The sequence below is a fragment of the Rhizobium laguerreae genome (assembly GCF_019778565.1).
Lineage (GTDB): Bacteria > Pseudomonadota > Alphaproteobacteria > Rhizobiales > Rhizobiaceae > Rhizobium > Rhizobium laguerreae.
Genome location: NZ_JAAXQT010000008.1, coordinates 98,479 through 122,968 on the forward strand (window position 1 = coordinate 98,479; position 24,490 = coordinate 122,968).

Annotated in this window: 25 protein-coding genes; 16 read left to right on the top strand and 9 right to left on the bottom strand. The window is 62.2% G+C overall.

All coding sequences use genetic code 11. From position 1 onward, the window contains the following. Positions 1 to 99 precede the first annotated feature (99 nt). The 6 genes from HFO71_RS23380 to HFO71_RS23405 all read left to right on the top strand — a co-directional run bounded on the left by HFO71_RS23380 (position 100) and on the right by HFO71_RS23405 (position 6,677). On the top strand, positions 100 to 414 hold the full coding sequence (locus HFO71_RS23380) for a hypothetical protein (protein WP_221968370.1): 315 nt from the start codon (positions 100 to 102) through the stop codon (positions 412 to 414). A gap of 113 nt (positions 415 to 527) precedes the next feature. Continuing rightward, positions 528 to 707: a hypothetical protein gene (locus HFO71_RS23385; protein WP_020051550.1), complete on the top strand. Its 180-nt coding sequence runs from the start codon at positions 528 to 530 to the stop codon at positions 705 to 707. Positions 708 to 1,197: 490 nt separating this feature from the next. Next, positions 1,198 to 3,072 carry a potassium/proton antiporter gene (locus tag HFO71_RS23390; protein WP_026158864.1) on the top strand — a complete coding sequence of 625 codons (1,875 nt, stop codon included), beginning with the start codon at positions 1,198 to 1,200 and terminating at the stop codon, positions 3,070 to 3,072. A gap of 70 nt (positions 3,073 to 3,142) precedes the next feature. Beyond that, the gene (locus HFO71_RS23395; protein WP_221988434.1) at positions 3,143 to 4,345 is read left to right on the top strand and encodes a phosphoglycerate kinase; all 1,203 of its coding nucleotides are present in this window, start codon (positions 3,143 to 3,145) and stop codon (positions 4,343 to 4,345) included. A 225-nt stretch (positions 4,346 to 4,570) separates the two neighbouring features. Next, positions 4,571 to 5,596 carry a class I fructose-bisphosphate aldolase gene (locus HFO71_RS23400; protein WP_077979551.1) on the top strand — a complete coding sequence of 342 codons (1,026 nt, stop codon included), beginning with the start codon at positions 4,571 to 4,573 and terminating at the stop codon, positions 5,594 to 5,596. 157 nt (positions 5,597 to 5,753) lie between these two features. Continuing rightward, positions 5,754 to 6,677, top strand: coding sequence for a PhzF family phenazine biosynthesis protein (locus tag HFO71_RS23405; RefSeq protein WP_168335861.1), 924 nt, complete (start codon positions 5,754 to 5,756; stop codon positions 6,675 to 6,677). Between the two features lie 45 nt (positions 6,678 to 6,722). Here HFO71_RS23405 and HFO71_RS23410 read toward each other — a convergent pair whose 3' ends face one another. Beyond that, positions 6,723 to 6,887, bottom strand: coding sequence for a hypothetical protein (locus HFO71_RS23410; RefSeq protein WP_003542801.1), 165 nt, complete (start codon positions 6,885 to 6,887; stop codon positions 6,723 to 6,725). Between the two features lie 172 nt (positions 6,888 to 7,059). Between HFO71_RS23410 and HFO71_RS23415 the strand changes: the two genes are divergently transcribed. The 3 genes from HFO71_RS23415 (at position 7,060) to rcdA (ending at position 9,479) form a co-directional block, all read left to right on the top strand. Then, on the top strand, positions 7,060 to 8,358 hold the full coding sequence (locus HFO71_RS23415) for an MFS transporter (protein ID WP_168335862.1): 1,299 nt from the start codon (positions 7,060 to 7,062) through the stop codon (positions 8,356 to 8,358). A 21-nt stretch (positions 8,359 to 8,379) separates the two neighbouring features. Then, on the top strand, positions 8,380 to 8,571 hold the full coding sequence (locus tag HFO71_RS23420; protein ID WP_003542803.1) for a DUF1192 domain-containing protein: 192 nt from the start codon (positions 8,380 to 8,382) through the stop codon (positions 8,569 to 8,571). Between the two features lie 392 nt (positions 8,572 to 8,963). After that, positions 8,964 to 9,479 carry a protease adaptor protein RcdA gene (gene rcdA, locus HFO71_RS23425; protein ID WP_003542804.1) on the top strand — a complete coding sequence of 172 codons (516 nt, stop codon included), beginning with the start codon at positions 8,964 to 8,966 and terminating at the stop codon, positions 9,477 to 9,479. 190 nt (positions 9,480 to 9,669) lie between these two features. Here the strand turns inward: rcdA and rpmE are convergent, their stop codons facing one another. Next, positions 9,670 to 9,891, bottom strand: a complete 222-nt coding sequence (gene rpmE / locus HFO71_RS23430; RefSeq protein WP_003542805.1) for a 50S ribosomal protein L31 — start codon at positions 9,889 to 9,891, stop codon at positions 9,670 to 9,672. A gap of 192 nt (positions 9,892 to 10,083) precedes the next feature. Between rpmE and HFO71_RS23435 the strand changes: the two genes are divergently transcribed. From HFO71_RS23435 to HFO71_RS23455, 5 genes are all read left to right on the top strand, one after another. Then, positions 10,084 to 11,886, top strand: coding sequence for an ABC transporter transmembrane domain-containing protein (locus tag HFO71_RS23435; RefSeq protein WP_131665528.1), 1,803 nt, complete (start codon positions 10,084 to 10,086; stop codon positions 11,884 to 11,886). A gap of 142 nt (positions 11,887 to 12,028) precedes the next feature. Next, on the top strand, positions 12,029 to 13,021 hold the full coding sequence (locus tag HFO71_RS23440; protein ID WP_077979547.1) for a Bug family tripartite tricarboxylate transporter substrate binding protein: 993 nt from the start codon (positions 12,029 to 12,031) through the stop codon (positions 13,019 to 13,021). Positions 13,022 to 13,195: 174 nt separating this feature from the next. After that, a complete protein-coding gene (locus HFO71_RS23445; protein WP_003542808.1) occupies positions 13,196 to 13,384 on the top strand; it encodes a YegP family protein in 189 nt (62 codons plus the stop codon). A gap of 273 nt (positions 13,385 to 13,657) precedes the next feature. Then, positions 13,658 to 13,996 (top strand): YciI family protein, encoded by a 339-nt coding sequence (locus tag HFO71_RS23450; protein WP_077979546.1) that lies wholly within the window; start codon positions 13,658 to 13,660, stop codon positions 13,994 to 13,996. Between the two features lie 7 nt (positions 13,997 to 14,003). Beyond that, positions 14,004 to 15,254 carry an RNA polymerase sigma factor gene (locus HFO71_RS23455; RefSeq protein WP_221954102.1) on the top strand — a complete coding sequence of 417 codons (1,251 nt, stop codon included), beginning with the start codon at positions 14,004 to 14,006 and terminating at the stop codon, positions 15,252 to 15,254. Here HFO71_RS23455 and HFO71_RS23460 read toward each other — a convergent pair whose 3' ends face one another. The 3 genes from HFO71_RS23460 to HFO71_RS23470 form a co-directional block, all read right to left on the bottom strand. After that, positions 15,255 to 16,286, bottom strand: a complete 1,032-nt coding sequence (locus HFO71_RS23460) for a peptidoglycan -binding protein (RefSeq protein WP_131665530.1) — start codon at positions 16,284 to 16,286, stop codon at positions 15,255 to 15,257. Positions 16,287 to 16,289: 3 nt separating this feature from the next. Then, complete coding sequence (locus HFO71_RS23465; RefSeq protein WP_077979543.1) at positions 16,290 to 17,393, bottom strand: MotA/TolQ/ExbB proton channel family protein; 1,104 nt, start codon at positions 17,391 to 17,393, stop codon at positions 16,290 to 16,292. A gap of 112 nt (positions 17,394 to 17,505) precedes the next feature. Then, entirely contained in the window at positions 17,506 to 18,306 is an 801-nt protein-coding gene (locus HFO71_RS23470) for an inositol monophosphatase family protein (protein ID WP_221968368.1), read from the bottom strand. A gap of 218 nt (positions 18,307 to 18,524) precedes the next feature. On the opposite strand from HFO71_RS23470, the gene HFO71_RS23475 reads away from it, so the two are divergent. Both HFO71_RS23475 and HFO71_RS23480 read left to right on the top strand, forming a co-directional pair. Next, positions 18,525 to 19,103: a TetR/AcrR family transcriptional regulator gene (locus tag HFO71_RS23475; RefSeq protein WP_072640612.1), complete on the top strand. Its 579-nt coding sequence runs from the start codon at positions 18,525 to 18,527 to the stop codon at positions 19,101 to 19,103. Between the two features lie 77 nt (positions 19,104 to 19,180). After that, a complete protein-coding gene (locus tag HFO71_RS23480) occupies positions 19,181 to 19,921 on the top strand; it encodes a 3-oxoacyl-ACP reductase family protein (protein WP_221954104.1) in 741 nt (246 codons plus the stop codon). 54 nt (positions 19,922 to 19,975) lie between these two features. Here the strand turns inward: HFO71_RS23480 and HFO71_RS23485 are convergent, their stop codons facing one another. The 4 genes from HFO71_RS23485 to HFO71_RS23500 form a co-directional block, all read right to left on the bottom strand. Next, the gene (locus HFO71_RS23485) at positions 19,976 to 21,073 is read right to left on the bottom strand and encodes a protein-glutamate methylesterase/protein-glutamine glutaminase (RefSeq protein ID WP_017962031.1); all 1,098 of its coding nucleotides are present in this window, start codon (positions 21,071 to 21,073) and stop codon (positions 19,976 to 19,978) included. A 61-nt stretch (positions 21,074 to 21,134) separates the two neighbouring features. Next, a complete protein-coding gene (locus HFO71_RS23490; protein ID WP_131665532.1) occupies positions 21,135 to 21,992 on the bottom strand; it encodes a CheR family methyltransferase in 858 nt (285 codons plus the stop codon). 30 nt (positions 21,993 to 22,022) lie between these two features. Further along, entirely contained in the window at positions 22,023 to 22,505 is a 483-nt protein-coding gene (locus tag HFO71_RS23495; RefSeq protein ID WP_017962033.1) for a chemotaxis protein CheW, read from the bottom strand. Beyond that, positions 22,502 to 24,319 (bottom strand): methyl-accepting chemotaxis protein, encoded by a 1,818-nt coding sequence (locus HFO71_RS23500; RefSeq protein ID WP_077979541.1) that lies wholly within the window; start codon positions 24,317 to 24,319, stop codon positions 22,502 to 22,504. The genes HFO71_RS23495 and HFO71_RS23500 overlap by 4 nt, the downstream gene beginning before the upstream one ends. Positions 24,320 to 24,490: the final 171 nt, after the last annotated feature.

Consider the following 24,490-nt stretch of genomic DNA (forward strand, 5'->3'; position numbering starts at 1 on the left):
AAATGCCCAGTTTCCTCACGCCGCATCGGCCACCGGCCAGGTACGGAATGCCAATACCGTGCGTCGGCACTGTCGCCCGCATGAAAATGAGAGAGATGGATGGATTACTTTACCGTTGAAATCGCCGGCCGCGCCATTGCCAGTTTTCGCTCGGAAAATCACGAGGAAGCGACGCATTTCTTCGAGGCGGAAGACTTTCGCGACGATTTGACCGTCCTGGAATCCGAAGGCCAGCCTCTTTGGGACCGCAAAGCGACCCTGAGCCTGCGCAAGGCAACGGCCGAGGAAGCAAGCGAAGTCGAGCACGCCTATGAATTCGACGACGATCCCGAACGGACCATCGAGGACGAGTTCGTCGTTTTCCTGGTCCCGGTCGCGGATCTGACCGACGAGGGCGAGGACGCAGAAGACTGAGCGCCGATCCGCACCGGCTTCGCTGCACGGGTTGGCAATCCGCTGGCCAAGCGTGCTAGATTGAAGAAATACGCAGCGCTGCACAATGGCTAATGAGCCAAGGGAGGTGATAAATGGCAGAGGCACAAAAGCGCTTGTCCCATACCACTCTCAAACGGCGGCAGCGGTTTCACCCCAAGCGGGACGTCAGACCTGCCGTGCTGGCAAAGGCCAATCGTCTGGTCATCTCGGCTGCCGCGTTCATTGGCCTCTCGTTTCTCGCCATCGTCATACTTCAGGCAGTGTTGGGATAGCAGAGCAAGGGCCGGCCGGCCGCTTCCGGCACATACGACAGCCGGCGGCTCTCGCTGGCCGGCCGGCATTTCCACCCGATATCGAAATATCTCAGCGCTCATTTTCCTCTCTCCGCATCCGCGCGTGCAATCCAGTCTTCCCGTGATTGGACAAGGCAAACGGGCCGCGTGAAAGGAGGAGCGTGTCTTATGTTGTTGCCATTCGCAGATACCGGCAGGAAAAATCCGAGCCTGTCTCTTTTGCCCTGCTCTCGCCTGATTTTCCTATACATTCTTTATAGAGACTTTCTCCCGTAGCATTCCGTGTCGGTTGGCCGTCCGGCAGCTCAGCAGCATGAAGCAGCATCGCGACGAGGTTAAGCCGCAAGGCCTACCCTTCTCTGACGTTTTGCCGTTTACTGACGGATCGCCGCGCGTGACGGAGGGGGTGAATTAAGGCGGATCGGCCGGGCGGGTGTGTTCGCGAAGCAGTCGATGGAAAGGGGTGGGCATGGAAGCGTTCTATATCGTGGTGCTGGTTTCGACGGCACTCGTGCTTCTTGCCGCTTTTTCGAGCCTGCTCGCCTTCCGCTTCGGCGCCCCCCTGCTGCTGCTCTTCCTGATGATCGGCCTTGCTGCCGGCGTCGATGGCCTCGGCATCGAGTTCAGCAACAATTATCTCGCCTATATTCTCGGCTCCATCGCGCTGGCCGTCATCCTGTTCGATTCCGGCTTCGGCACGCCGATACAGGCCTTCCGGCTGGCGGCCGTGCCCTCTCTGGCGCTCGCCTCGGTCGGCGTGCTGATCACCGCCTCGCTCTTTGCCTTCGCCGCCATGTGGCTTTTGAATTTCACCTGGCTGGAAGGACTGCTGCTCGGCTCGATCGTCGCATCGACGGATGCCGCCGCCGTCTTCTTCCTGCTGCGCATTGGCGGCATCAACATCCGTGACAAGGTGCGCTCGACGCTGGAAGTCGAATCCGGCACCAACGACCCGATGGCGATCTTCCTCACCATCGCCCTCGTCGAGGTGCTGGCGAGCGGCGAGCGTTATGCCGGCATCAATATCGGCATGCTCGCCATGTTCGTGCAGCAGATGGGCCTCGGCGTCATTCTCGGCCTGCTCGGCGGCATGATGATCGTGCTGATCGTCAGCAAGCTCGATACCGATCGCGGCCTGACACCGATCTTCGTGCTGGCGCTCGCTCTTCTCGTCTTCTCCTTCACCGGCGCGGTTGGCGGCAGCGGATTCCTCGCCGTCTATGTTGCCGGCATCTACGCCGGAAACCGCAAGATGCAGGCGATCGGCACCATCAAGCGCTTCCAGGACGGCATGACCTGGCTGGCGCAGATCATCATGTTCCTGGTGCTCGGCCTGCTCGCCACGCCGTCGCAATTCCCTGCCATCATCGTGCCGGCCATCCTGCTCGCCCTCTTCCTGATCTTCGTCGCCCGGCCGTTGGCGATCTGGCTGTCGCTGCTTCCCTTCGATTACACGCAGCAGGAAATCGGCTTCGTTGCCTGGGTCGGCCTGCGCGGCGCCGTCTCCATCCTGCTTGCCATCATGCCGATCCTCGGCGGGCTTGAGAACGGCCAGATCTATTTCAACACCGCCTTCATCATCGTGCTGGTCTCGCTGCTCCTCCAGGGCTGGACGATCAAACCCGTCGCCAAGAAGCTCGGGCTGATCATTCCGCCGCGCATCGGCGCCGTCGACAAGGTCGAGGTCGACCTGCCGGGCGCGGCCAACCACGAACTGCTCTCCTACCGCGTCATTAAGGATAGCCCGGTGCTGCGCGGCGAGCGCATTCCGCGCTGGGCGACCCCCTCGCTCGTCATCCGCGACGGTAAGTCGATGCGCTATCAATATGCCGGGCGGCTGCGCGAGCACGATCTCGTCTATCTCTTCATCGTGCCGAGCTATTCCCGCCTGCTCGACCGGCTCTTCGCCAGCCGGGCGCCTGTCGATGACGACGATGCCGAATTCTTCGGGGCCTTCGCGCTCTCTCCCGCCCGCCCCGCCGCCGATCTCGACGCCGCCTATGGCCCCGGCCTGCTCAACGAATCCGAAAAGGGCCTGACGATCGCCGAATTGATGCGGCAGCGTCTCGGCGGCAAGGCCGATTATGCCGACCGCGTCCGCCTCGGCTCGATCATCCTCATCGTCCGCGATCTCGACGAGCACGATCACATCACCTCCGTCGGCATGTCGCTCGAAGCAGTCGAACCGGCAATTACGCTGCCGATCTTCCTCAATCTCAAGGACATCATCCAGCGCATCCGCGACCGACTGAACGGACGCCGGAACCGGGAAACCGCAGCTTCCGAAAGCACACCGAAACCACCAGCCGGACGCGACGAAGGCACACGCGAAAACGGCCGCTGAACGCCTTGCGTCTCGAATGATCCTTGCTATGTTCGGCGCAACTTTCGCCAACCACGACAGGATCCTCCCCATGCCTTCTTTCAAGACCCTCGACGATCTTTCCGACATCCGCGGCAAGCGCGTTCTCGTCCGCGTCGACCTCAACGTCCCGGTGAAAGACGGCAAGGTCACCGATGTGACGCGCATCGAGCGTGTGGCGCCGACGATCCGCGAATTGTCCGAAAAGGGTGCCAAGGTGATCCTGCTGGCCCATTTTGGCCGGCCGAAGGATGGCCCTTCGCCGGAGCTGTCGCTGTCGCTGATCGCCCCTTCCGTCGAGGAAGTGCTTGATCATGCCGTGCTGACGGCCTCCGACTGCATCGGCGAAGCCGCCGCCTCCGCCGTTGCCGCGATGAATGACGGCGATATCCTGCTTCTGGAAAACACCCGCTTCCACAAGGGCGAGGAAAACAACGACTCCGACTTCACCAAGGCGCTTGCCGCCAACGGCGACATCTACGTCAACGACGCCTTTTCGGCCGCCCACCGCGCCCATGCCTCGACCGAGGGTCTTGCCCACCACCTGCCGGCCCATGCCGGCCGCACCATGCAGGCCGAGCTGGAAGCGTTGGAAAAGGGTCTCGGTGATCCCGCTCGCCCTGTCGTCGCGATCGTCGGCGGCGCCAAGGTCTCCACCAAGATAGACCTGTTGATGAACCTCGTGAAGAAGGTCGATGCGCTCGTCATCGGTGGTGGCATGGCGAATACCTTCATCGCCGCCCGCGGCACCAATGTCGGCAAGTCGCTCTGCGAACATGATCTTGCCGAGACCGCCAAGCAGATCATGATCGAGGCCGCGACCGCCGGCTGCGCCATTATCCTGCCCGAGGATGGCGTGATCGCTCGCGAGTTCAAGGCGGGTGCCGCCAACGAGACGGTCGATATCAACGCCATTCCTGCCGATGCCATGGTGCTCGATGTCGGCCCGAAATCCGTTGAGGCCATCAATGCCTGGATCGAGCGCGCCGCAACCCTGGTCTGGAACGGCCCGCTCGGCGCCTTTGAGATCGAACCCTTCGATGCTGCAACGGTCGCTGCCGCGAAATACGCCGCTGGGCGCACCATAGCCGGCAAGCTCACCTCCGTTGCCGGCGGCGGCGACACCGTCTCGGCGCTCAACCATGCCGGCGTTGCCGACGATTTCACCTATGTTTCGACCGCCGGCGGCGCCTTCCTCGAATGGATGGAAGGCAAAGAGCTTCCCGGCGTCGCCGTCCTCAACGCTGCTAGATAACTACCCAGACTGATTTCGCAGATTTTACATGTGGATAGACCGTGGAAGAAAAGAAGCTTCCGCGGTCTTTTGCTCAGATGATGAAAAAAATCCCAAATTTTCAAACGATTGAATTGGATTCAATCGTTTCAATGACTTAGCCTTCCATTTTCCTCGCTATCAACTTCTGTTATCCGCGTTCTATATTCCTCAAGTGCCGATGTTTATTGTTGTGGAGAGAACGAAATGAGCGAACGACTGGAAGACATTGCAGTGCAGATGGTTGCGGGCGGCCGGGGGCTGCTCGCCGCCGATGAATCGACCTCCACCATCAAGAAGCGTTTCGACACGATCAACCTCGAATCGACCGAAACGAGCCGGCGGGACTACCGGGAAATGCTCTTCCGCTCCGACGAGGCGATGAAGAAATATATCTCCGGCGTCATCCTCTTCGAAGAGACGTTGTTCCAGAAGGCCGCGGACGGCACGCCCTTCGTCGATATCATCCGCGCAGCCGGCGCCATCCCCGGTATCAAGGTCGATACCGGCGCCAAGCCGATGGCCAAATATCCCGCTGAAACCATTACCGAAGGCCTCGACGGCCTCGGCGAGCGCCTCGCCAGATATTATGAAGCCGGCGCCCGCTTCGCCAAGTGGCGCGGCGTCATCGCCATCTCGTCAATCTTGCCGACCCGCGGTTCCGTCCGCGCCAACGCTCAGGCGCTTGCTCGTTATGCCGCACTTTGCCAAGAAGCCGGGATCGTTCCGATCGTCGAGCCGGAATGCCTGATGGACGGAAAGCCGGGCGACCACAATATTGACCGCTGCGCCGAAGTGACCGAATCCACGCTGCGCATCGTTTTCGAGGAACTGGCCGAGGCCCGCGTCAACCTCGAAGGCATGATCCTCAAGCCGAACATGGTGATCGACGGCAAGAACGCCCGCAAGGCCTTGGTCGCCGAAGTTGCAGAACGCACCGTCAAGGTGCTGAAGGCGACCGTACCTCCCGCTGTTCCCGGCATCGCCTTCCTTTCCGGCGGCCAGACGACCGAAGAAGCGACAGCCCATCTTTCGGCGATCAATGCCAGCGGCGACCTGCCCTGGTTCGTCACCTTCTCCTACGGCCGCGCCCTGCAGGACAGCGCGCTCAGGGCCTGGAACGGCAAGCAGGAAAACGTCGCTGCCGGCCAACGCGAATTCACCCACCGCGCCGAGATGAACAGCCTTGCCGCCAAGGGCAGCTGGAAGAAAGACCTGGAAAAGGCCGCCTGAGTTTTTGGAGGTTTGAACTAATGGGCAGGGAGCGGCGAACGCAGCTTCCTGCCCTCTCTGCCGTTTCCTTCCCTCTCATTGTCACGGCGACAAGAAACCGCTTCGTTCCGCGAAAAACCGTGATTACTCATAGCGCCCTGTCACAGCAGGAGCCGCCATGAACACCCTCTCCTACGTCACCGTCGATGTCTTCACCTCCACCCGCTTCGAGGGCAATCCGCTTGCTGTCATCTCTGATGCGCGCGGTCTGAGCGATGCGGCGATGCAAAAGATCGCCACCGAGTTCAATTATTCCGAAGTCACCTTCGTCCTGCCGCCGGAAGACCCGCAAAATTCCGCCCGCGTGCGCATCTTCACCCCGACGATGGAAATACCCTTTGCCGGCCATCCGAACGTCGGCACCGCCTATGTGCTCGGCCAGCAGGCGGAGATTTTCGGCAAGCCGGTCGGCGATACGCTGCGTTTCGAGGAAAAGGCCGGCATCGTCGAAGTCAGCCTGAAACGCAGCGGCGGAAAGGTTGCTGGTGCCGCCATCCGCGCGCCGCAGCCGCTGACGATCGGCGACACCATCGCCGCGGAAACCATCGCCGGCTGTGTCTCGCTCGACCCCGGTGTCATCGTCAGCACCACCCATGCCCCGGCCTTTGCATCCGTCGGCCTGAATTTCGCCGTTGCAGAAGTGAATGGGCTCGAGGCGCTGGCCGCCGTCCGCCCAAACCTTGCCGGGTTCCAGGCAGCTGCCGGCCGCCAGGCGACCAGCGGCCACGACTTCTCGCTCTTCCTCTATGTGAGGACAGCCGAAAACCCATGGAATATTCGCGCCCGCATGTTCGCGCCCCTCGACAATGTGCCCGAGGATCCGGCAACGGGCAGCGCTTCTGCCGCGCTTGGCGCCTATCTCGTCTCGCTTGCGCTGGAAGCCGATATGAAAGTCCGCATCGCCATTGAACAGGGCGTCGAAATGGGCCGCCGCAGCGTCATCACCCTTGATGTCGTGAAATCCGACGGCATCGTCACCGATGTCGTCATCTCGGGAGGCTGTGTATCCGTCATGCGCGGCGAAATTAGCTTGCAAGACTGACGGTCGCAGCCCGGACCGTACCCCCGCGTTACACGTAATCAGGGGTTACATCAGGAAATCGCGCGAAAGCAGAGCCACTGCCCATACGGCGAAAGCGATCAGCGCGAGCTTCCAGAAATCCATTCGCCGCCTGAGGCCGGGAAGCCCGAGCGGCTTGATCACTTGTATCGCCATGGCAAGGATGAGCAGCAAGGCTATCAGCTTTGTCATGCTTTATTTTTTCCGTTTTTCGGAATGTCACAGGACGGACATTTTTCCGCGCGAACAAGAGGATCTCGACACGCCGTAAAGACATTCCGGGGCACAATCAATCATCTTGAGGCTGGGCTGACGCAGGTCCTGCCTTATGTCATTGCAAATCGCTAAGACTGAGTCTGGGGAAATGAAGAGAAATCTGCTGTCCGTCGCCGCGCTGCTCTTTGGCACGCTCTTCCTTTTCATGGGCAACGGCCTGCAGGGCATCCTGCTTCCGGTGCGCGGCAATCTCGAAGGCTACGGAACGACGACGCTTGGCCTGCTCGGCACCTCATGGGCCGGGGGCTTCGTCATCGGCTGCCTGGTTGCGCCGAAGATCGTCCGCCGTGTCGGCCATGTGCGTGCCTTTTCCGGCTTCATCTCGGTCATCGCCATCATTGCGTTGGTCAGCGGCATCATCATCGATCCGATCTGGTGGGTGGTCCTGCGCGCCGTCACCGGCTTCTCCACCGCCGGCACGTCTATGATCATCGAAAGCTGGCTGAATGAGCGCGCCAGCAACGAGAGTCGCGGCGCGATTTTCTCGCTCTATATCGGCATCACACTCATCGGCGTCGTCGGCGGCCAGATGATGATCCCGCTCGAGGATGTGCGCACACCGGTGCTGTTCATGATCTGCGGCATCTTCTATTGCATCGCCATGCTGCCGACGACGCTGTCGACCGCCGCTTCGCCGCAGCCGCTGAAGGCGGTGCGCCTCGATCTGCCGGCGCTCTATCGCAATTCGCCGGTCTCCTGCCTCGGCATTCTGCTCGTCGGTATCGCCAACGGTGCCTACGGCACGCTCGGCGCCGTCTTCGGCGCCGGCGCCGGCCTCTCCGACACCAGCATCGCCGTCATGATGAGCGCCACCATCTTCGCCGGGGCGGTGATGCAGCTGCCGGCCGGCCGGCTTTCCGATCGCATCGACCGGCGTTACGTGCTCGCTGCCATGTCGGGGATCGCCGCCCTTGCCGGCCTGCTGATCTTCCTGCTCCACCCGACGTCCCCCGCTTTGCTGATCGGGCTCGTCGTCCTTTACGGCGCCGTGGCGAATACGCTCTATCCGATCGCCGTCGCCCACGCGAACGACTTCGCGGCGTCAGAGGATTTCGTCAAGGTCTCCGGCGGCCTGCTGCTGCTCTATGGCATCGGCACGGTGATCGGCCCGACGCTCAGCGGTCCCGTCATGTCGGCGATCACGCCACATGCGCTTTTCCTCGTCACCGCCATCGCCCATGTGCTGATCACCGTTTATGCCATCATCAGGAGCCGCATCCGCGCCGCGGTCCCCGCCAGCGACCGCGACGCCTACACGACGATCCCGACCGGCACCTCGGCGATCCTGACACCGCAAAGCATGTCGCTTGCTGATCGCGGCGCCGGCAAACCTCCCGAAACCGCAAAGTCTCCCGAAAGCGACGATCCTGCTGTAAAGTTTGGTTAGGCAGCGAACGGAGGACGAGCCATGAGCTTCATCGATGATGACCGGCCGCAGAAGAAAGTCGCCCATGAGATTGGCGCCGATCTCTCCATGCTTTCGGTCGACGAATTGAAGGCGCGGGTGGAATTGCTGAAGACGGAGATCGCCCGTCTCGAGGCCGAGGCCGCCCGCAAAGCCTCCGGGCGGCAGGCGGCGGAAAGCTTCTTCCGCTCGTGATCGGATAAAAACCCCAAAAAAACAAGGCTATAGGCGCATAAAATAGCCCGCCTCAAGTCTTAATCCGGCACAATGTTAATAAAATATTAAGCTTTATAAGGTATTACTGTATTCATCCGGATTTCCTCTGGATCTCAGACAGTTTTCCAAGCGGTGAATTGGTCTGATTTTTCTCCCTGTTTTACCTTGAGAGCCGCGTTTGCGGCTCTTCTTTTTCCTATGGCCGGCGCACTTCCACGAAACTGTGGAGATTAACCCTTTCTTAAGAAACGGCTTGCGCATTTGGGCTAATGATACCATCTTAAAGTCATAAAGACCGGGCCTGGAAACTTTTCCGTCGGTGCCGGCGTTACCTGACTATATGTAGCTGCGTGCGAACAGGGACTATTGCGATGTCGGAAGTTGGATTGAACACGATCAGTTTTGCAGGCCGCGCCGCTGCATCCTCGCAGTTCAAGGCACTTTATGCGGAAGGCATGTCGCTGGTCGAAGAGACTGCCGCTTATCTCGACGGTCAGGGCCGCGCCGCCTCCAAGGTTCTGCCGCGGATGGCCTCGGTTCTCTACGCGGCGGAATCGATGCGCCTCACCACCCGCCTGATGCAGATGGCCTCCTGGCTGCTGTTGCAGCGCGCCGTCAACAATGGCGAAATGTCTCGCGATCAGGTGCTGGCTGAAAAGAACAAGGTTCGCCTCGACGGCTTCAACGTCGACCGCGCCGCACCCGGCTGGGGCGACCTGCCGGAATCCTTCCGCGACCTCGTCGAACGCTCGCTGCGTCTGCAAAACCGCATTGCCCTGCTCGACCGCGAGATCTACCGCCCGTCCGAAGCGGTGATCGTTCACGATAATCAGAACAGCGTCCAGGCCCAGCTTTCGCTGCTGCAAACTGCCTTCGGCAACAACTGACCGGACCTGCAAGAATTCGAATACAAACCGGCTGCGTCTTGCGCGGCCGGTTTTTTGTTTGCCGCTGAACGCCGGCATCCCTACAGCGTCCTTTGCGCGTCTGAAAAGACGCGCAGCACAGTAAGCCGTTGCAAACGCAAAAAAGCCCGGCGAAACCGGGCTCTCTTCGAATTCCGTCGAGCAGGAGCGATTAGAGGCCGAGGCCGCCGAAACGCTTGTTGAACTTGGAGACGCGGCCACCGCGGTCCATGAGCTGCTGGTTGCCGCCGGTCCAGGCCGGATGCGACTTGGAATCGATTTCGAGGTTCATGACAGCGCCTTCCGAACCCCAGGTCGAGCGGGTTTCGTACTCAGTGCCATCGGTCATGACCACCTTGATCATGTGATATTCGGGATGGATGCCTGCCTTCATAACAATCTTCCTGCGATACCGGAGTTCAATTTGCCGCATGCAGTTGCGGCCAACGAACCGATTGAATAAATGAAGCCGTAGTCGGATGGCTACGGCTTCCCATTAGGATGCGGTGCCTATACATGAAGGACGCCTAGATAACAAGAGCCAACAGGCCGCATTGCGCGGGTCCTGCGGGCGATCGGAGACGATTTGGCAGAGCAGGCACGGGCTGAGGAAAACAAAACGCGATCACTGCGATCGCTCGGCAGGCTGACGCCCTACGTCATGCGTTATCGCGGCCTGGTGGCCGGTGCGCTGATGTCGCTGGCGCTTGCCGCCATCACCTCGCTGGCGCTGCCGCTCGCCGTGCGTCGCATGATTGATCACGGTTTCACCCAGTCCGACGGCCGCTTCATCAACAGCTACTTCGCCATGCTGATGGTCATGGCCATCGTGCTCGCGGTCGCCAGCGCACTGCGCTATTATTTCGTCATCACCATCGGCGAGCGCATCGTCGCCGATCTTCGCCGCGACGTCTTTTCCCATGTGACCAGGCTGTCACCCTCCTTCTTCGACGTCAACCAATCCGGCGAGATCGTCTCGCGGCTGACCGCCGATACGACGCAGATCAAGTCCGCCGTCGGCGCCACCGCCTCGGTAGCGCTCAGGAACTTCATCCTCTGTATCGGCGCCATGGGCATGATGATCGTCACCTCGCCGAAGCTTTCGAGCCTCGTCATCGGAGCGATCCCGTTGATCGTCTTCCCGCTCGTCGCCTTCGGCCGCTCGGTGCGCAAGCGCTCGCGCGCCGCCCAGGATACGCTGGCCCATGCCTCCGCCTTCGCCAATGAGACGATTGGCGCAACCCGCACCGTCCAGGCCTTCAACGGCGAGGATGCCGCAGCGACGCGTTACGGCACCGCCGTCGAATCCGCCTATGAGGCCGCCCGCGCCGCCATCCGCTCGCGCGCACTGCTGACGGGGATCGCCATCACGCTGATCTTCGGCAGCGTCGTCGCCGTGCTCTGGGTCGGCGCCCACAGCGTGCTTGCCGGCACGCTTTCGGCCGGCACGCTCGGCCAGTTCCTGCTCTATGCCGTCATCTCCGCCGGTTCGCTGGGTGCGCTGTCGGAAGTCTGGGGTGAACTCTCGCAGGCAGCCGGTGCTGCAGACCGGCTAACCGAGCTTCTCGACGAGGTCTCGCCGATTACAGCCCCCGCCAGCCCCGAGCCGCTTCCTTCGCCCAGCCGCGGCCGCGTCGAATTTTCAGGCGTGCATTTTGCCTATCCCTCGCGCCCCGGCAAATCGGCGCTGCATGGCTTAAGCTTCGCGATCACGCCAGGTGAGACCGTCGCCATCGTCGGCCCTTCCGGTGCCGGCAAGAGCACCGTATTCTCGCTGCTGCTGCGCTTCTACGATCCGCAGCAGGGCAGCGTGAAGATCGATGGTGTCGACGCGCAGCTGACAACGCCCGATGAGCTGCGCCAGCGCATCGCCATCGTGCCGCAGGACGTCACCATCTTTGCCGCCTCGATCCATGACAACATCGCCTTCGGCCGTCCCAGTGCCTCGCGTGACGAGGTCCGCGCCGCAGCCCTTGCCGCCCAGGCCGATGAATTCATCGCCCGGCTGGACCAGGGCTACGAGACCGAGGTCGGCGAACGCGGCATCACGCTCTCCGGCGGCCAGCGCCAACGCATCGCCATTGCCCGCGCCATCCTGAAGAACGCGCCCGTGCTGCTGCTTGACGAGGCAACCTCGGCGCTCGACGCCGAAAGCGAGACGCTGGTGCAGAAGGCGCTCGATGGACTGGTTGACGGCCGCACGACGCTCGTCATCGCCCATCGCCTGGCAACGGTGCTGAAGGCCGACCGTATCCTCGTCATGGATCAGGGCCGGGTCGTCGAAGAGGGCACGCATCAGAGCCTGATCCGCCACGGCGGCATCTATGCGCGGCTGGCGCGGCTGCAATTCGACGCCGCCAATGAGGATGTGCTCGCTGCCGCGAAATAGCCGGCGCGCACTTCTCCCGCCAACAGCGACTAAAGTTGGAACCCGCCGCGCTTCTCTACGGTTGTCTTTCGCGCGTCCTGCCCTAAGCTCTTCATTCCCCGGGTGGGGATATTGCTGCTGAAATCCTTGGGAGGAGATAGGAATGGCGCTTTCCGATATGACGCGACGTGCGGGCCTTGCGCTCGGTTTCGGTATGCTTGCGGCCATTGCCGCTGGCGCCTCTGCCACCGCTGCGGATTTTCCCGATCGCGCGATCACCATGGTCGTGCCCTTCGCGGCCGGCGGCTCGACCGATGTCGTCGCCCGCATCGTCGCGCAGAAGATGTCGGAGGATCTCGGCCAACAGGTGATCGTCCAGAACGTCGCCGGCGCCGGCGGCAATCTCGGCGCCGGTAACGTCGCCCGCGCCGAACCGGACGGCTACACCATCCTGATGGGCACGGTCGCGACCCACGCCCTCAATCCGCTGATCCTGAAATCGACGCCATATGACGCCGAAAAGGATTTCGCACCGATTTCGCTGCTCGTCGTCGTGCCGAATGTGCTGGTCGTCAATCCGGAACTGTCGGCAAAGACCGTGCAGGAACTGGTCGCCCTGCTGAAGGCCGAGCCCGACAAATACAGCTACGCCTCATCGGGCAACGGCACGCCTCTGCATCTTTCCGGCGAACTCTTCAAGTCCATGGCCGGCGTCAGCATGCAGCACATCCCCTATAAGGGTGCTGGTCCGGCATTGAACGACGTCATCGGCAACCAGGTGCCGATCATGTTCGACAACCTGCCCTCCTCGTCGAGCCACATCAAGGCCGGCACTCTGCGGGCGCTGGCGGTGACCACGGCCGAGCGCGCGCCCTCGTTCCCCGACGTACCGACCGTCGCCGAGTCAGGCATTCCAGGTTACGAGACCTATACTTGGAACGCGCTTTTCGCCCCGGCCAAGACGCCGAGCGAGGTGGTGATGCGCCTCAACGCCTCGGCTAAAAAGGCGCTCGCCGACCCAGCCGTCGCGGAACGGATGAAAGAATTCAGCGCCACCATCGTCGGCTCGACGCCGGAGGAACTCGCCGCCCATGTGAAGGCCGAACTCGCCAAATGGGGACCGGTCGTCAAGGGCGCGAACATCCAGATGGAGTGACCCAGACTGTATAGGCGCTGGCGCCCTCATTCGCTTGCGTCCAATGGAAACGGTGGCAATTGGACGCTAAGCAACCCAATCCTGATTAAGGCAGTGGAAAAGCTCGCCATTTTGATCTAGCTTCCGCTAAGCTGATGGTTGCAATTCAGCGTTTTGGGATTTCGGGAGACATCTATGTATAAATTCGAAGTCTATAAGGATAAGGGCGGGGAGTTCCGCTTCCGCTTCAAAGCATCGAACGGGGAAGCCATGTTCTCCTCCGAGGGCTACAAGGCGAAGGCGTCCGCCATGAGTGCCATCGAATCCATCAAGAAGAACACGCCAAGCGCCGAGATCGTCGATCAGACGAAGGCCGAATCCTGAGCAGGCCGGCAGCGGCGGCGTGATTGCCGCCCCTGCCCTTTCGCGTCCGTAAGCAGCGCCGGTGCCCTTGAGCCCGGCCCGCTTGCTTGCGATTTTCAGCGCCATTTTTCTTTTTCGCGTATTTTTTTGAAAGCCATGTCGAAACGACCGGTGGCCGCGCCTCATTGTTTTGGAACGGCTCCGCCGCTCCGCCGGGCTTCACGGCTTTCGGGATATCGGTCCCCGATGCCGGCATGCCCGGATCAACGTCAGCAACGAGATCAGGAGTTTTCCATGCAATATGCTCTCATCATTCGCGAAGCCGCCGAGGATTTCGCCCGCCGCAGCGATCCCGCCTATCGCGACGGCTGGGTCGCCTACAGCCAGGCGCTCGCTCAGGCAGGGATCATGACTGGCGGCGCCGGGCTGACCGGCCCGGAGACCGGCACGATCGTGCGCCGCAAAGGCGAGGACCACGATGTGCAGGACGGCCCCTATCCGGACGGCAAGGAACAGCTCGGCGGCTTCTATCTGATCGACGTCCCCGACATGGACACCGCGCTCGAATGGGCAACCCGGGTTCCGATCTCCGACAAGGGTTCGGTCGAGGTGCGCCCGCGCCTGCAGATGTGAGGTGGTCATGCCGCCCGATGCCGGACGCGCTGCCGAAAAGGTGGCGCGTCAGTCCTACGGCAAGCTGATCGCCTTTCTCGCCGCCCGCTCGCGCGACGTGCCGGCGGCAGAAGATGCATTGTCGGAAGCGCTGGCTTCGGCGCTTCGCGTCTGGCCGGAGCGCGGCATTCCTGGCAATCCGGAAGCCTGGCTGCTGGTGGCTGCCCGCCGCAACCTCATGCAGGCTGCTCGCCACCGCGCTGTCGAGGCCAATGCACAAACGACGATATCGGTCGCCTTCGAGGAGGCGGAGGAACGCATGAATGCGGCTGGCAGTGCCGTCTTTCCCGATGAGCGGCTCAAACTGCTCTTCGCCTGCACCCATCCCGCCATCGACAGCTCCGTGCATACGGCGCTGATGCTGCAGACCGTTCTCGGCATCGAGGCGAGAACCATCGCACGGACCTTCGTCGTTTCACCGGAAACAATGAGCCAGCGGCTGGTGCGGGCCAAGGTGAAGATCCGCGATGCCGGCATTCCCTTCGCCGTTCCACCTCGCCCCGCCTTGCCCGGGCGGCTCGCCACGGTGCTTTCGGCGATCTACGCGGCTTACGGTCTTGGCTGGGACGGTCTCGACGGCGAGGAAGAGCGCCATTCGCTCGCCGGCGAGGCGATCTGGCTCGGCCGTGCGCTTCTGGCGGTGCTGCCGGATGAACCGGAAGCGATCGGCCTGCTGTCGCTGATGCTCCACTGCGAAGCCCGCCGCAGCGCTCGGCGCGACGATAGCGGCCGATATGTGCCGCTGGACGAGCAGGACGCGGCCGCGTGGAACGCGATCATGATTGCCGAGGCGGATGCACTGCTGCGCAAGGCCAGCGGCTTCGATCGTTTCGGCCCCTTCCAGTGCCAGGCGGCGATCCAATCCGTGCATGCAGCGCGCCGGCTGTCGGGAACGACCGACTGGCAGGCGCTGACGACACTCTACGCAGCGCTGGTGATGATGAAGCCGACGCTGGGTGCGCGTGTCAGCCAGGCTGCGGTGATCGGCAGGGCCCTGAGCGCCGCTGCCGGCCTGGAGCGGCTTGACAAGCTCGATCCACGCGACATCGCAAGCTACCAGCCCTACTGGGCGGTGCGTGCCTTTCTCCTGACCCAGGCCGGCGATGATACCGCGGCAGCCGATGCCTATATGACAGCCATCGGCCTTAGCGACAGCCCCGCCGTGCGCGATTTTCTCACCGGCCGACTAAAGGAAGCGCGGCAGGCGATATCAAGTTAATCATTTCTCGGTCAGCTTCAGCTCGATGCGGCGGTTGGTAGAGCGCGCATCCGGCGTATCGCCAGGCGCGATCGGCTGGAATTCGCCGAAGCCTGCGGCAACCAGCCGGTCGGCCGGCACGCCCTGTGCGATCAGGAATTTCACAACCGAAATCGCGCGCGCCGAGGAGAGTTCCCAATTGTCGCGATAGCGGCCCGTTCCGCCAAGCGGCACATTGTCGGTATGGCCATCGACGCGCAGCACCCAGTTGATCTCGGGCGGAATTTCCTTGGCGAGATCGAGAAGGGCGGTAGCAAGCTTCGCCATCTCGGTCTGCCCCTCCGGGTTGAGATCGGCACCGCCCGAGGGAAACAGCACCTCCGACTGGAAGACGAACCGATCGCCGACGATGCGGATATTCTCGCGGTCCGAAAGGATCTCACGCAACCGCCCGAAGAAGTCGGAACGGTAGCGGTTCAACTCTTGAACGCGCGCGGCGAGCGCCACATTGAGGCGGCTGCCGAGATCGGCGATCTTGGTCTGCGAGACTCGATCTTTCTCCTCCGAGGCCTGAAGGGCTGCTTCGACGGCGGCAATCTGGCTGCGAAGCGCTGCGATCTGCTGGTTCAGCAGTTCGACTTGGCTGAGCGCCCGCTCGCTCACCTGCTTCTGCTCGTCGAGCTCCTGCGTCATCGAGCCGATCCGCTTCTGCGCCGCATCTTGACCACCCGAACCGGCATTCAGCAGCGCCTGCAGCCGCGACCGGTCACCTTCGGCGGTGGCAAGCGAGGCCTGCAGATTGGCGACCGAATCCTGGAGATCCTGGTTGCTGCCCTTTTCGAGCGCGAGAAGCTGAGTCAGCTCGTTGATCTGGCTGTTGAGACGACTGAGCACCTCATCGCGTCCGCTAATCTCGCGGCTGAGGATGAATTGCCCGACGACAAAGACCGTCAGCAGGAACATGATGGAAATGAGCAGCGTCGACAGTGCGTCGACGAAACCCGGCCAGTAATCCACCGTGCGTTCGCGGCGCCGGTTGCGGGCAAGAGCCATGGCTTACTTGCCCTCGCTCTTTTCTGCCTGGCTGGCGCGGTCGCGCAAGCGCTCGCCCCTCTCGCCGCCGCGCTCCTGCACGCCGATGCGTTCGGCAAGCCGGTCGAGCGTGCGACGCATCGCCTTGGCCTCGTCCTGCTGCGCCTCGATCCAGTCGCGCAGCATCTGCTGCTCGTTGCGCATGTTCTTGACGAGGCCCTGAATGCCTTCGGCAAGGCTTGCCATGGCGGCGACGGAGCGCTGGCTGCCGGCGCCGCCCTCTTCGGAGACCTTACGCAGATAATCGGAGAGCGCGCGCATGTCGTCCGAGGAAGCGCCGGCAACGGCGTCGAGAGCCGGCGCAAGATCGGAGCCGACATCCGTGACCGAGGACAGCCAGTTTTCCAGTTCCATGTAGAAGCGGTTCTGCGCGCGGCCCGCCTGCAGGTCGAGAAAGCCGAGAATGAGCGAACCGGAAAGGCCGAGCAGCGAGGAGGAGAAGGCCTGGCCCATGCCCGAAAGCGGCGTGGAAAGCCCTTCCTTCAGCGCCGAGAGCACGTCTCCAGTACCGTTCGAGCCGGCATCGAGGGACTGGATGACAATGCTGATCGAACCGATCGTGCCGATGAGGCCCCAGAATGTGCCGAGCAGGCCGAGGAAGACCAAGAGGCCGATCAGGTAGCGCGAAACGTCGCGCGATTCGTCGAGGCGGGTGGCGATCGAATCGAGAATCGAACGCAGCGCTGTCGTCGACAGTGCCAGTGAGGACTTGCGGCTGCCGAGCAGCGCCCGCATTGGCGCAAGCAGCCGCGGATTGCGGTTGACCTTGTCGGCGCTGCCGGCGGCGCGGAAGGAATTAAACCAGCGCACCTCGGGTCGAAGCGCCAGTACATGATTGAAAACAAGAATGATTCCGACCGCGAGAACGCCGAGGATCAGGCCGTTGAGGCCCGGATTGTGCATGAAGGCGGTCTGCGTCTGCCGGAAGAGGATGGCGGCGATAAAACCGACGATGACGAGGAAAAGCAGCATCGTCCAGAGGAAGGGCATGGGGCTCGAAAGCCTGTAGGCATAAGTGCCCGCCGTCTTTTCGGTGGAGCCGATCTCCGCCACATTCACATTTTCCATAGGTTACGCAGCCTCCGGATTCCCTGCTGGCGGAGACTAGAACAACATTGTGCCGAATTGAAGTATGCCGGGGAGAAAACCGTGACTTTACAACAGCCAGATTTTCGTTCGGTCACTTGGCGGGAACCGGCCGCTTGACGACTTCGATCAGCGCCTTGTGGATAATCTCGTTGCCGGCGACGATTGTGCCGCTCTCCAGCATCGTTGCGCCACCGTCCCAGTCGGTGGCGAAACCGCCGGCTTCGCGGATGAGCAGGACGCCGGCCGCCATGTCCCACGGCGCAAGCTCGGCCTCCCAGAAACCGTCGAAACGTCCGGCCGCGACATAGGCGAGGTCGAGGGTCGGCGAGCCCAGGCGCCGGATGCCCGCCACTTCGCCCATCACGTGGCGAAGCTCGACCAGGAACTTGCCGTGATTGCGCTTGCCGAGCGCCGGCACGCCGCAGCCGATGACGCAATCCGACAGCGCCCGGCGCGCGGCGACGCGCAGGCGCCGGTCGTTAAGGAAGGCGCCGCCGCCGCGCTCGGCGGTATAGAGTTCGTCGGTCGCCGGATTGAAGACGACGGCTGCAACGATCTCGCCATTGCGTTCGAGCGCGATCGAGACAGCGAAGGCCGGGATGCCATGCAAAAAGTTCGTCGTGCCGTCGAGCGGGTCGACGATCCAGCGATGCGCGCCGTCGGTGCCCTTGATTTCCTCGCTTTCCTCGCCGAGGAAGCCATAGGTCGGACGCGCCTTGAGCAGCTCTTCCTTGACGATCTTTTCGGCCTTGCGATCGGCGGTGGAAACGAAGTCGCCCGGTCCCTTCACGGAAACCTGCAGGTTCTGCACTTCGCCGAAATCACGTCCCAGCGACTTTCCTGCCTTGAGGGCAGCCTGAACCATGACATTGAGAAGAGCTGAACGGGCCATCGGCGCATTTTTCCTTGGGACTGATACGGGGCGCGCGCGCTGCCAGGGGCGGGAAGTGTCCCTGAACATGCATGACAGGCAGCGCTGCAAAGATTGGCGGCCTCAAGACCACAAAATCAGGGAAATTTCAAGGGGAGGCGTGCATGGCTGCCCTGCGGTGCCGGAAACCATTAATTTTATTCTGGACAGATCAGTCCAATAAGAGTAGAAGCCTCGTCATGGCACGACACAAGGAATTCGATCGCGACACCGCCCTTCATGCCGCCATCGGCGTATTTTCCGAGCACGGCTATGAAGGCACCTCGACCGAGGAATTGCTGACGGCGATGAAGATCAGCCGGCAAAGCATGTACGACACCTTCGGCGACAAGCGCGGTCTCTATCTGGAAGCGCTGAAGCGCTACAATGTGGAGAGCATCGACAAGATCATCGCCGATCTTCGCCGCGAAGGCCGGCCGATCGAGGCGCTGGAAGGCGCTCTCGTCGCTTTCGCCTCACGTCCCGCTGCCGAGGCGCGGCGCGGCTGCCTCGGTGTCAGCGCCATCTGCGAATTCGGCCGCACCGATGCCGAGGTCGCAGCTCTTACCGACAGCGCCGGCCACGCGCTTCACGCGGCGATCGAGAGCCTTCTCGGGGAGGCTCGCAGGACCGGAGAACTCGCAACAGATATCGATATCGCCGACGCCATTCGGTTTCTCGGCGCTGCCTTGTCGGGCATGAAAGTCAGCGCCCGAAACGGCGCCCCACCCGCGACGCTCCGCGCTATCGCACGCATGGCAATCAGAAGCCTCCGCTGACGAGAACAACTCCGAGCTGGATTTTTCCATGAGTAATTCTAGACTGATCGATCCAAAAAAAACAGAAGGAAATCCGCATGCCTCAACCTCTTTCCACCAAGATCGCCCTCGTTACCGGCGGCTCGCGCGGCATCGGTGCCGCCATCGTCCGAAGGCTCGCCGCTGATGGCGCCGCGGTCGCCTTCACCTATTCCAATTCGGAGCACAAGGCGAAGGCGATCGTCGCCGAGCTGGAGGCTGCCGGCGGCAGGGCGCTGGCGATCCGGGCCGACAGTGCCGATGCGAAAGCCGTACAGGATGCCGTCGTGCTGACAGCCGAGACCTTCGGCGGTCTCGACATTCTCGTCAGCAATGCCGGGATTCTCATCCTCAACCCGCTCGACGACTATTCGCTCGAAGATTTCGACCGGATGTTCGCCGTTAATGTCCGCGCTGCCTTCGTCGGCATTCAGGCAGCGGCAAGACATATGAAGGAAGGCGGCCGCATCATCACCATCGGCAGCGTCACCGCCGATCGCAGCGGCTTTCCGACCTCCGCAGTCTACAGCATGACGAAGGGCGCGATCGCCTCGATGACCCGCGGCCTCGCCCGCGATCTCGGCCCACGCGGCATCACCGTCAACAACATCCAGCCCGGCCCGACGGCGACCGACATGAACCCCAATGAGGACGATCATGAGCGCCTCAAGCCGCTGATGGCGCTTGGCCGCCTGGGTGAGGACCGCGAGATCGCCGGCCTCGCCGCCTATCTCGCCAGTGCCGAGGCCGCCTTCGTCACCGGCGCCAGCCTGACGATCGACGGCGGTTATCTTGCCTGAACAGAAAACCTGTAGGGTGATATCAAGAGACGGTCCGGTTGTTTCAAACAGCTCCTAGAACTTCTGCTGCGTCATCAGCACTTCGCGAGCGATCTGATCGAGCGGCAAGACCCGATCGACGCCGCCTTTGGCGATCGCCTCCTTCGGCATGCCGAAAACAACGGAACTCGCCTCGTCCTGCGCCACCGTGTGGGCGCCGGCCTGGTGCATTTCCAGCATGCCGCGCGCGCCGTCGTCGCCCATACCGGTCATGATGATCCCCATGGCGTTCGAGCCGGCCGAGCGCGCCGCCGAGCGGAAAAGTACGTCGACGGAAGGCCGGTGTCGCGACACCAGCGGCCCGGTCTTGACGCTCACATAGTAGCGCGCACCCTGGCGCTCGAGCAGCATGTGCTTGTCGCCTGGCGCGATCAGCACATGGCCGCGCAGCACCGGATCGCCATCGACGGCCTCCTTGACCTCGACCTCGCAGAGCCCGTTCAACCGCTTGGCGAAGGCGGCGGTGAATTTCTCCGGCATATGCTGGACGATCACCATGCCAGGCGCATTGGCCGGCAGTTCCTCCAGGAACTCGCGCAGTGCTTCGGTGCCGCCGGTGGAGGCACCGACGCAGACGACCATCTCAGTCGTCTTCGCCATGGCCCGCCCCGTCGGCGGCGGCAGCATCACATCCGCCGTCAGCTTCTTGGCCGGCCCTTCGACTGAGGCAGAGCGGATGGTTCCGGCGGCGCGGCGGACGTTGGAAAGCCGTGCATGCGAGGCGCTCTTGACGACTTCGCGAATACGCATCGCATCGTCGGAAAGGCTGTCGGCGGCGCCGATCTTCGATTTCAGGATGACGTCGACGGCACCGGCCTCCAGCGCCTGGAGCAGCGTTTCCGATCCCGCCTCCGTCAGCGACGAGCACATCACGACGGGGATCGGCCGTTGCGACATCAGCTTACGCAGGAAGGTGATGCCATCCATGCGCGGCATCTCCACATCGAGCGTGATGACATCGGGGATCTCTTCCTGCAGCTTCCGCGCCGCCATGAACGGGTCGGATGCGACCGCCATGATCTCGATATCGGGATCCTGCTCCAGCACATGGGTCAGCGTCTGGCGGATGCTGGCGGAATCGTCGATGATGAGAACGCGGATTTTCTTAGCCATGAATACCCCTAATGCATGCCGTCCAGAAGTGCGCAGCGGTTTTGGGATGACGCGATGCGCTTTAGATACGCTGAAACACCGTATTCGAGACCTGCTTCAACGGCAGATCGAAGCCGGTGATCGATTCAGAATGGCCGATGAACATGTAGCCGCCCTTCGCCAGGCAATCACAGAGACGGTTGAGAACGCCAGCCTGAGTCTGCTTGTCGAAATAGATTAGCACGTTGCGGCAGAAGATGACGTGCATCGGCTCGCCGATCGGGTATTTCTCGTCCATCAGGTTCATACGGGCAAAACCGATCTTGCTACGCAGTTTCGGCGTAATGCGCACCTCCCGCCGACCCGGCTGCCTGGCCGTCAGCACGTATTTGCGCTGCAGGTCGCGCGGCACGGGTGCGATGAGGTCTTCCGGATAGATGCCGCGGCGCGCCGTCTGCAGCACGTCGGTGGAAAGGTCGGTCGCCATTACGCTGTAGGAGACGTCGTTGCGGCCTTCGGCGAACTCCGCCAGCACCATCGCCATCGTGTAGGGTTCGGCCCCCGTCGAGCAAGCCGCACTCCAGGTGCGGATGGTCCGCACGCCGCTGTTGGTGATCGCAGGCAACGCCACGCTCTGCAGATAGTCGAAATGCTTGGCTTCGCGGAAGAAGTCGGTCTTGTTGGTCGTCACCACGTCGATCAGGTAGACGGTTTCCTGGGCGAGGCCATCCTCATAGAACAGGAAGTCGCAATAGTCGTCGAAGGTCGCGTGGTTGGTTGCGCGAAGGCGGCGCCTCAGCCGCCCTTCGAGCATCGTCAGCTTGGTCGGCGGCATCTTGATGCCGCTATAGTCGTAGATGAACCGGGCAAGCTTGTCGAAATTGCGCTTGCTGATCCGGTCGCCCGGCAATTGGGTTTCCACCGCTGCTGCCATACTCATAGAATGCAGTACTCCGAATTGATGCGCGGATCAGGCCGCCGATTGCAGTACCGAGGCGTCCTCGCGCGACAGCAAGCGTGCAAGATCGATGATGACGACGAAGCCGTGTTCACGGCGAACGACGCCGGCGATATAGTCCGAGCGCCAGCGCACGCCGATATCGGGCGCCGCCTCAATCTGCTCGCGCCGGAACGGCGTGACCTCGAAGACCCGGTCGGCGACGAGGCCGAGGGTCAGAAGCCGGCTTTCCATCGGCACGTCGAGGACGAGCACCCGCGTATGCGGCGTCGGCACGGTCTTCGTCATGCCGAGCTTCAAGCGAAGATCGATCGTCGGCACGCCCTGCCCGCGCACGTCGCGCAGACCGAGCAAATAGTCAGGACCATTCGGAATCTTGAAGGCCTCCGCATAGTCGAGGATTTCCCGCACCACCTCAACCGGCACGGCGAAGATCTCCTCGCCGAGGCTGAAGGTCACGAATTGCGCTTCCAGGGAGGTCGTGGCCATGATCATGCGCTTTCCTTGAATTCGGCGTCCCCATCATCGGGACCGCCCATGGAGAGATCGAGAGCGAAGCCTTTCGCCCGCGCCTGCTGACCGGCGACGCTGTTGGCGGCTGGTTTTTTGGCCCCCGGCTTGCGGGCGGTGGCCGGAGCCGGACTGCGCACCGTCATCCTGGCAGCTGGCGTGCGGTCACGGCGGCCGCCCGCCATATCGACCTTGAAGAAGGCGATCGACGTCTGCAATTCCTCGGCCTGGGAGGCGAGCTCTTCCGAGGTTGCCGACATCTGCTCGGAGGCGCCGGCATTCTGCTGCGTCACCTTGTCGAGCTGCTGGATCGCTTCGTTGATCTGCGAGGCGCCGATATCCTGTTCGCGGCAGGCCGCACTGATCTCGGACACGAGTTCCGCCGTCTTGCGGATGTCGGGCACCAGGCGGCCGAGCATGTCGCCCGCTTCCTGGGCGGCTTTGACAGTATCACCGGACATCGCGCCGATTTCGGCGGCAGCCGACTGGCTGCGTTCAGCAAGCTTGCGCACCTCCGAAGCGACGACCGCAAAACCCTTACCGTGCTCACCGGCACGAGCGGCTTCAACGGCGGCGTTGAGAGCCAGCAGATCGGTCTGGCGGGCGATTTCCTGGACGATGCCGATCTTCTGGGCAATCGTACGCATGGCATCGACAGCGCGGGAGACAGCCTCTCCGCTGGCTTCCGCATCCTTGGCCGACTGACGAGCGATCTTTTCTGTCTGCGCGGCATTGTCGGCGTTCTGCTTGATGTTCGACGCCATTTCCTCCATCGAGGCGGAAGCCTCTTCGGCGGAAGCCGCCTGTTCGGTGGCGCCCTGCGATACCTGTTCCGAGCTTGCCGAAAGCTCCTGGCTGCCGGAGGAGACGTTCTCGGCAGCTGAGATCGCATCGGCGACGACGCCGCGCAGGCGCTCGACCATCTGTTCCAGCGCGATGCCGAGCATATCCTTCTCCGAAAGGGGCTTCGGAGAAACCGTCAGGTCGCCGTTCGAGATCTGATTGGCGATCGTTGCGGTAGTGCGCAGGTTCGCCGTCATCCGGCTCATCGAATGGACGAGATCGCGGATTTCGTCGTTGCTCTTGTGCTCGATGTTCTGTTCGAGGTCGCCGATGCTGACGGCATCGGCAAGGTTGACGGCGCGCTTCAGGCCCCGCGAAATGTTGAGCAGGATCCAGATCGCTGCTGCCGACGAGACGATGATCAGGCCGATCGTCATCATGACCAGCAGATTGCGCGAGTGCGCATACTGATCGTTGGTGGCGGCGTCGGTTTCGGCGACATTGCCGGTCACCGTGTCGTTCAGCTTGGTGAGGATGCCGAGAAGCTGGGTCGTCACCTGCTGGCCTTCGCCCATCGAGATGACGCCGGCCTGAGTGTTGGACTCCGTCGTGTTCTGCGTGGCGAGACCGGCGACGCGATCCTGCAGCGCTGTCCACTTGCCGTAGAGGTCGCCGAACTGGCTCATGCCATTCCTGATATCAGGGTCTTCCGAAGCAGCGAGGCGAGCCTGCAATGTCTTGATCTGCTCGCGCTGCTGCGAGATCTCATCGACATAACCGGTGATCTTGGTCGGATCGGTGTTGATGATCGCATCCTTTTCGGCGCGGATCGAGCGCATCACGGCGTCGGAGAGATCGCCGGAATCGCGCAGATTGGCGACCGGACCGGCAACCATGATAGAGATCTCGCTGTTCAGCGACGAGAGATTATAGATCGAAAGACCGGCCATCGCACAGGTCAGGAGAACGATGAAACCGAACACTAGGCTCAGTTTTAATTTGATTGTGAAGCGCATTTCAGAACCCCCGTTAGTACCGCGGCGGATATTCCGCCAGATCGCACATCGTGCCGTCGTAAAAACGCTTCATGCGTCACCGGCGGAGCCGGCATGACCAGGTGCGTCCATGCACCGGTTCAATCGAGGGCCGCTATCCACCGCGGCCCCCCGCTTCTGCATCGGAAAAGC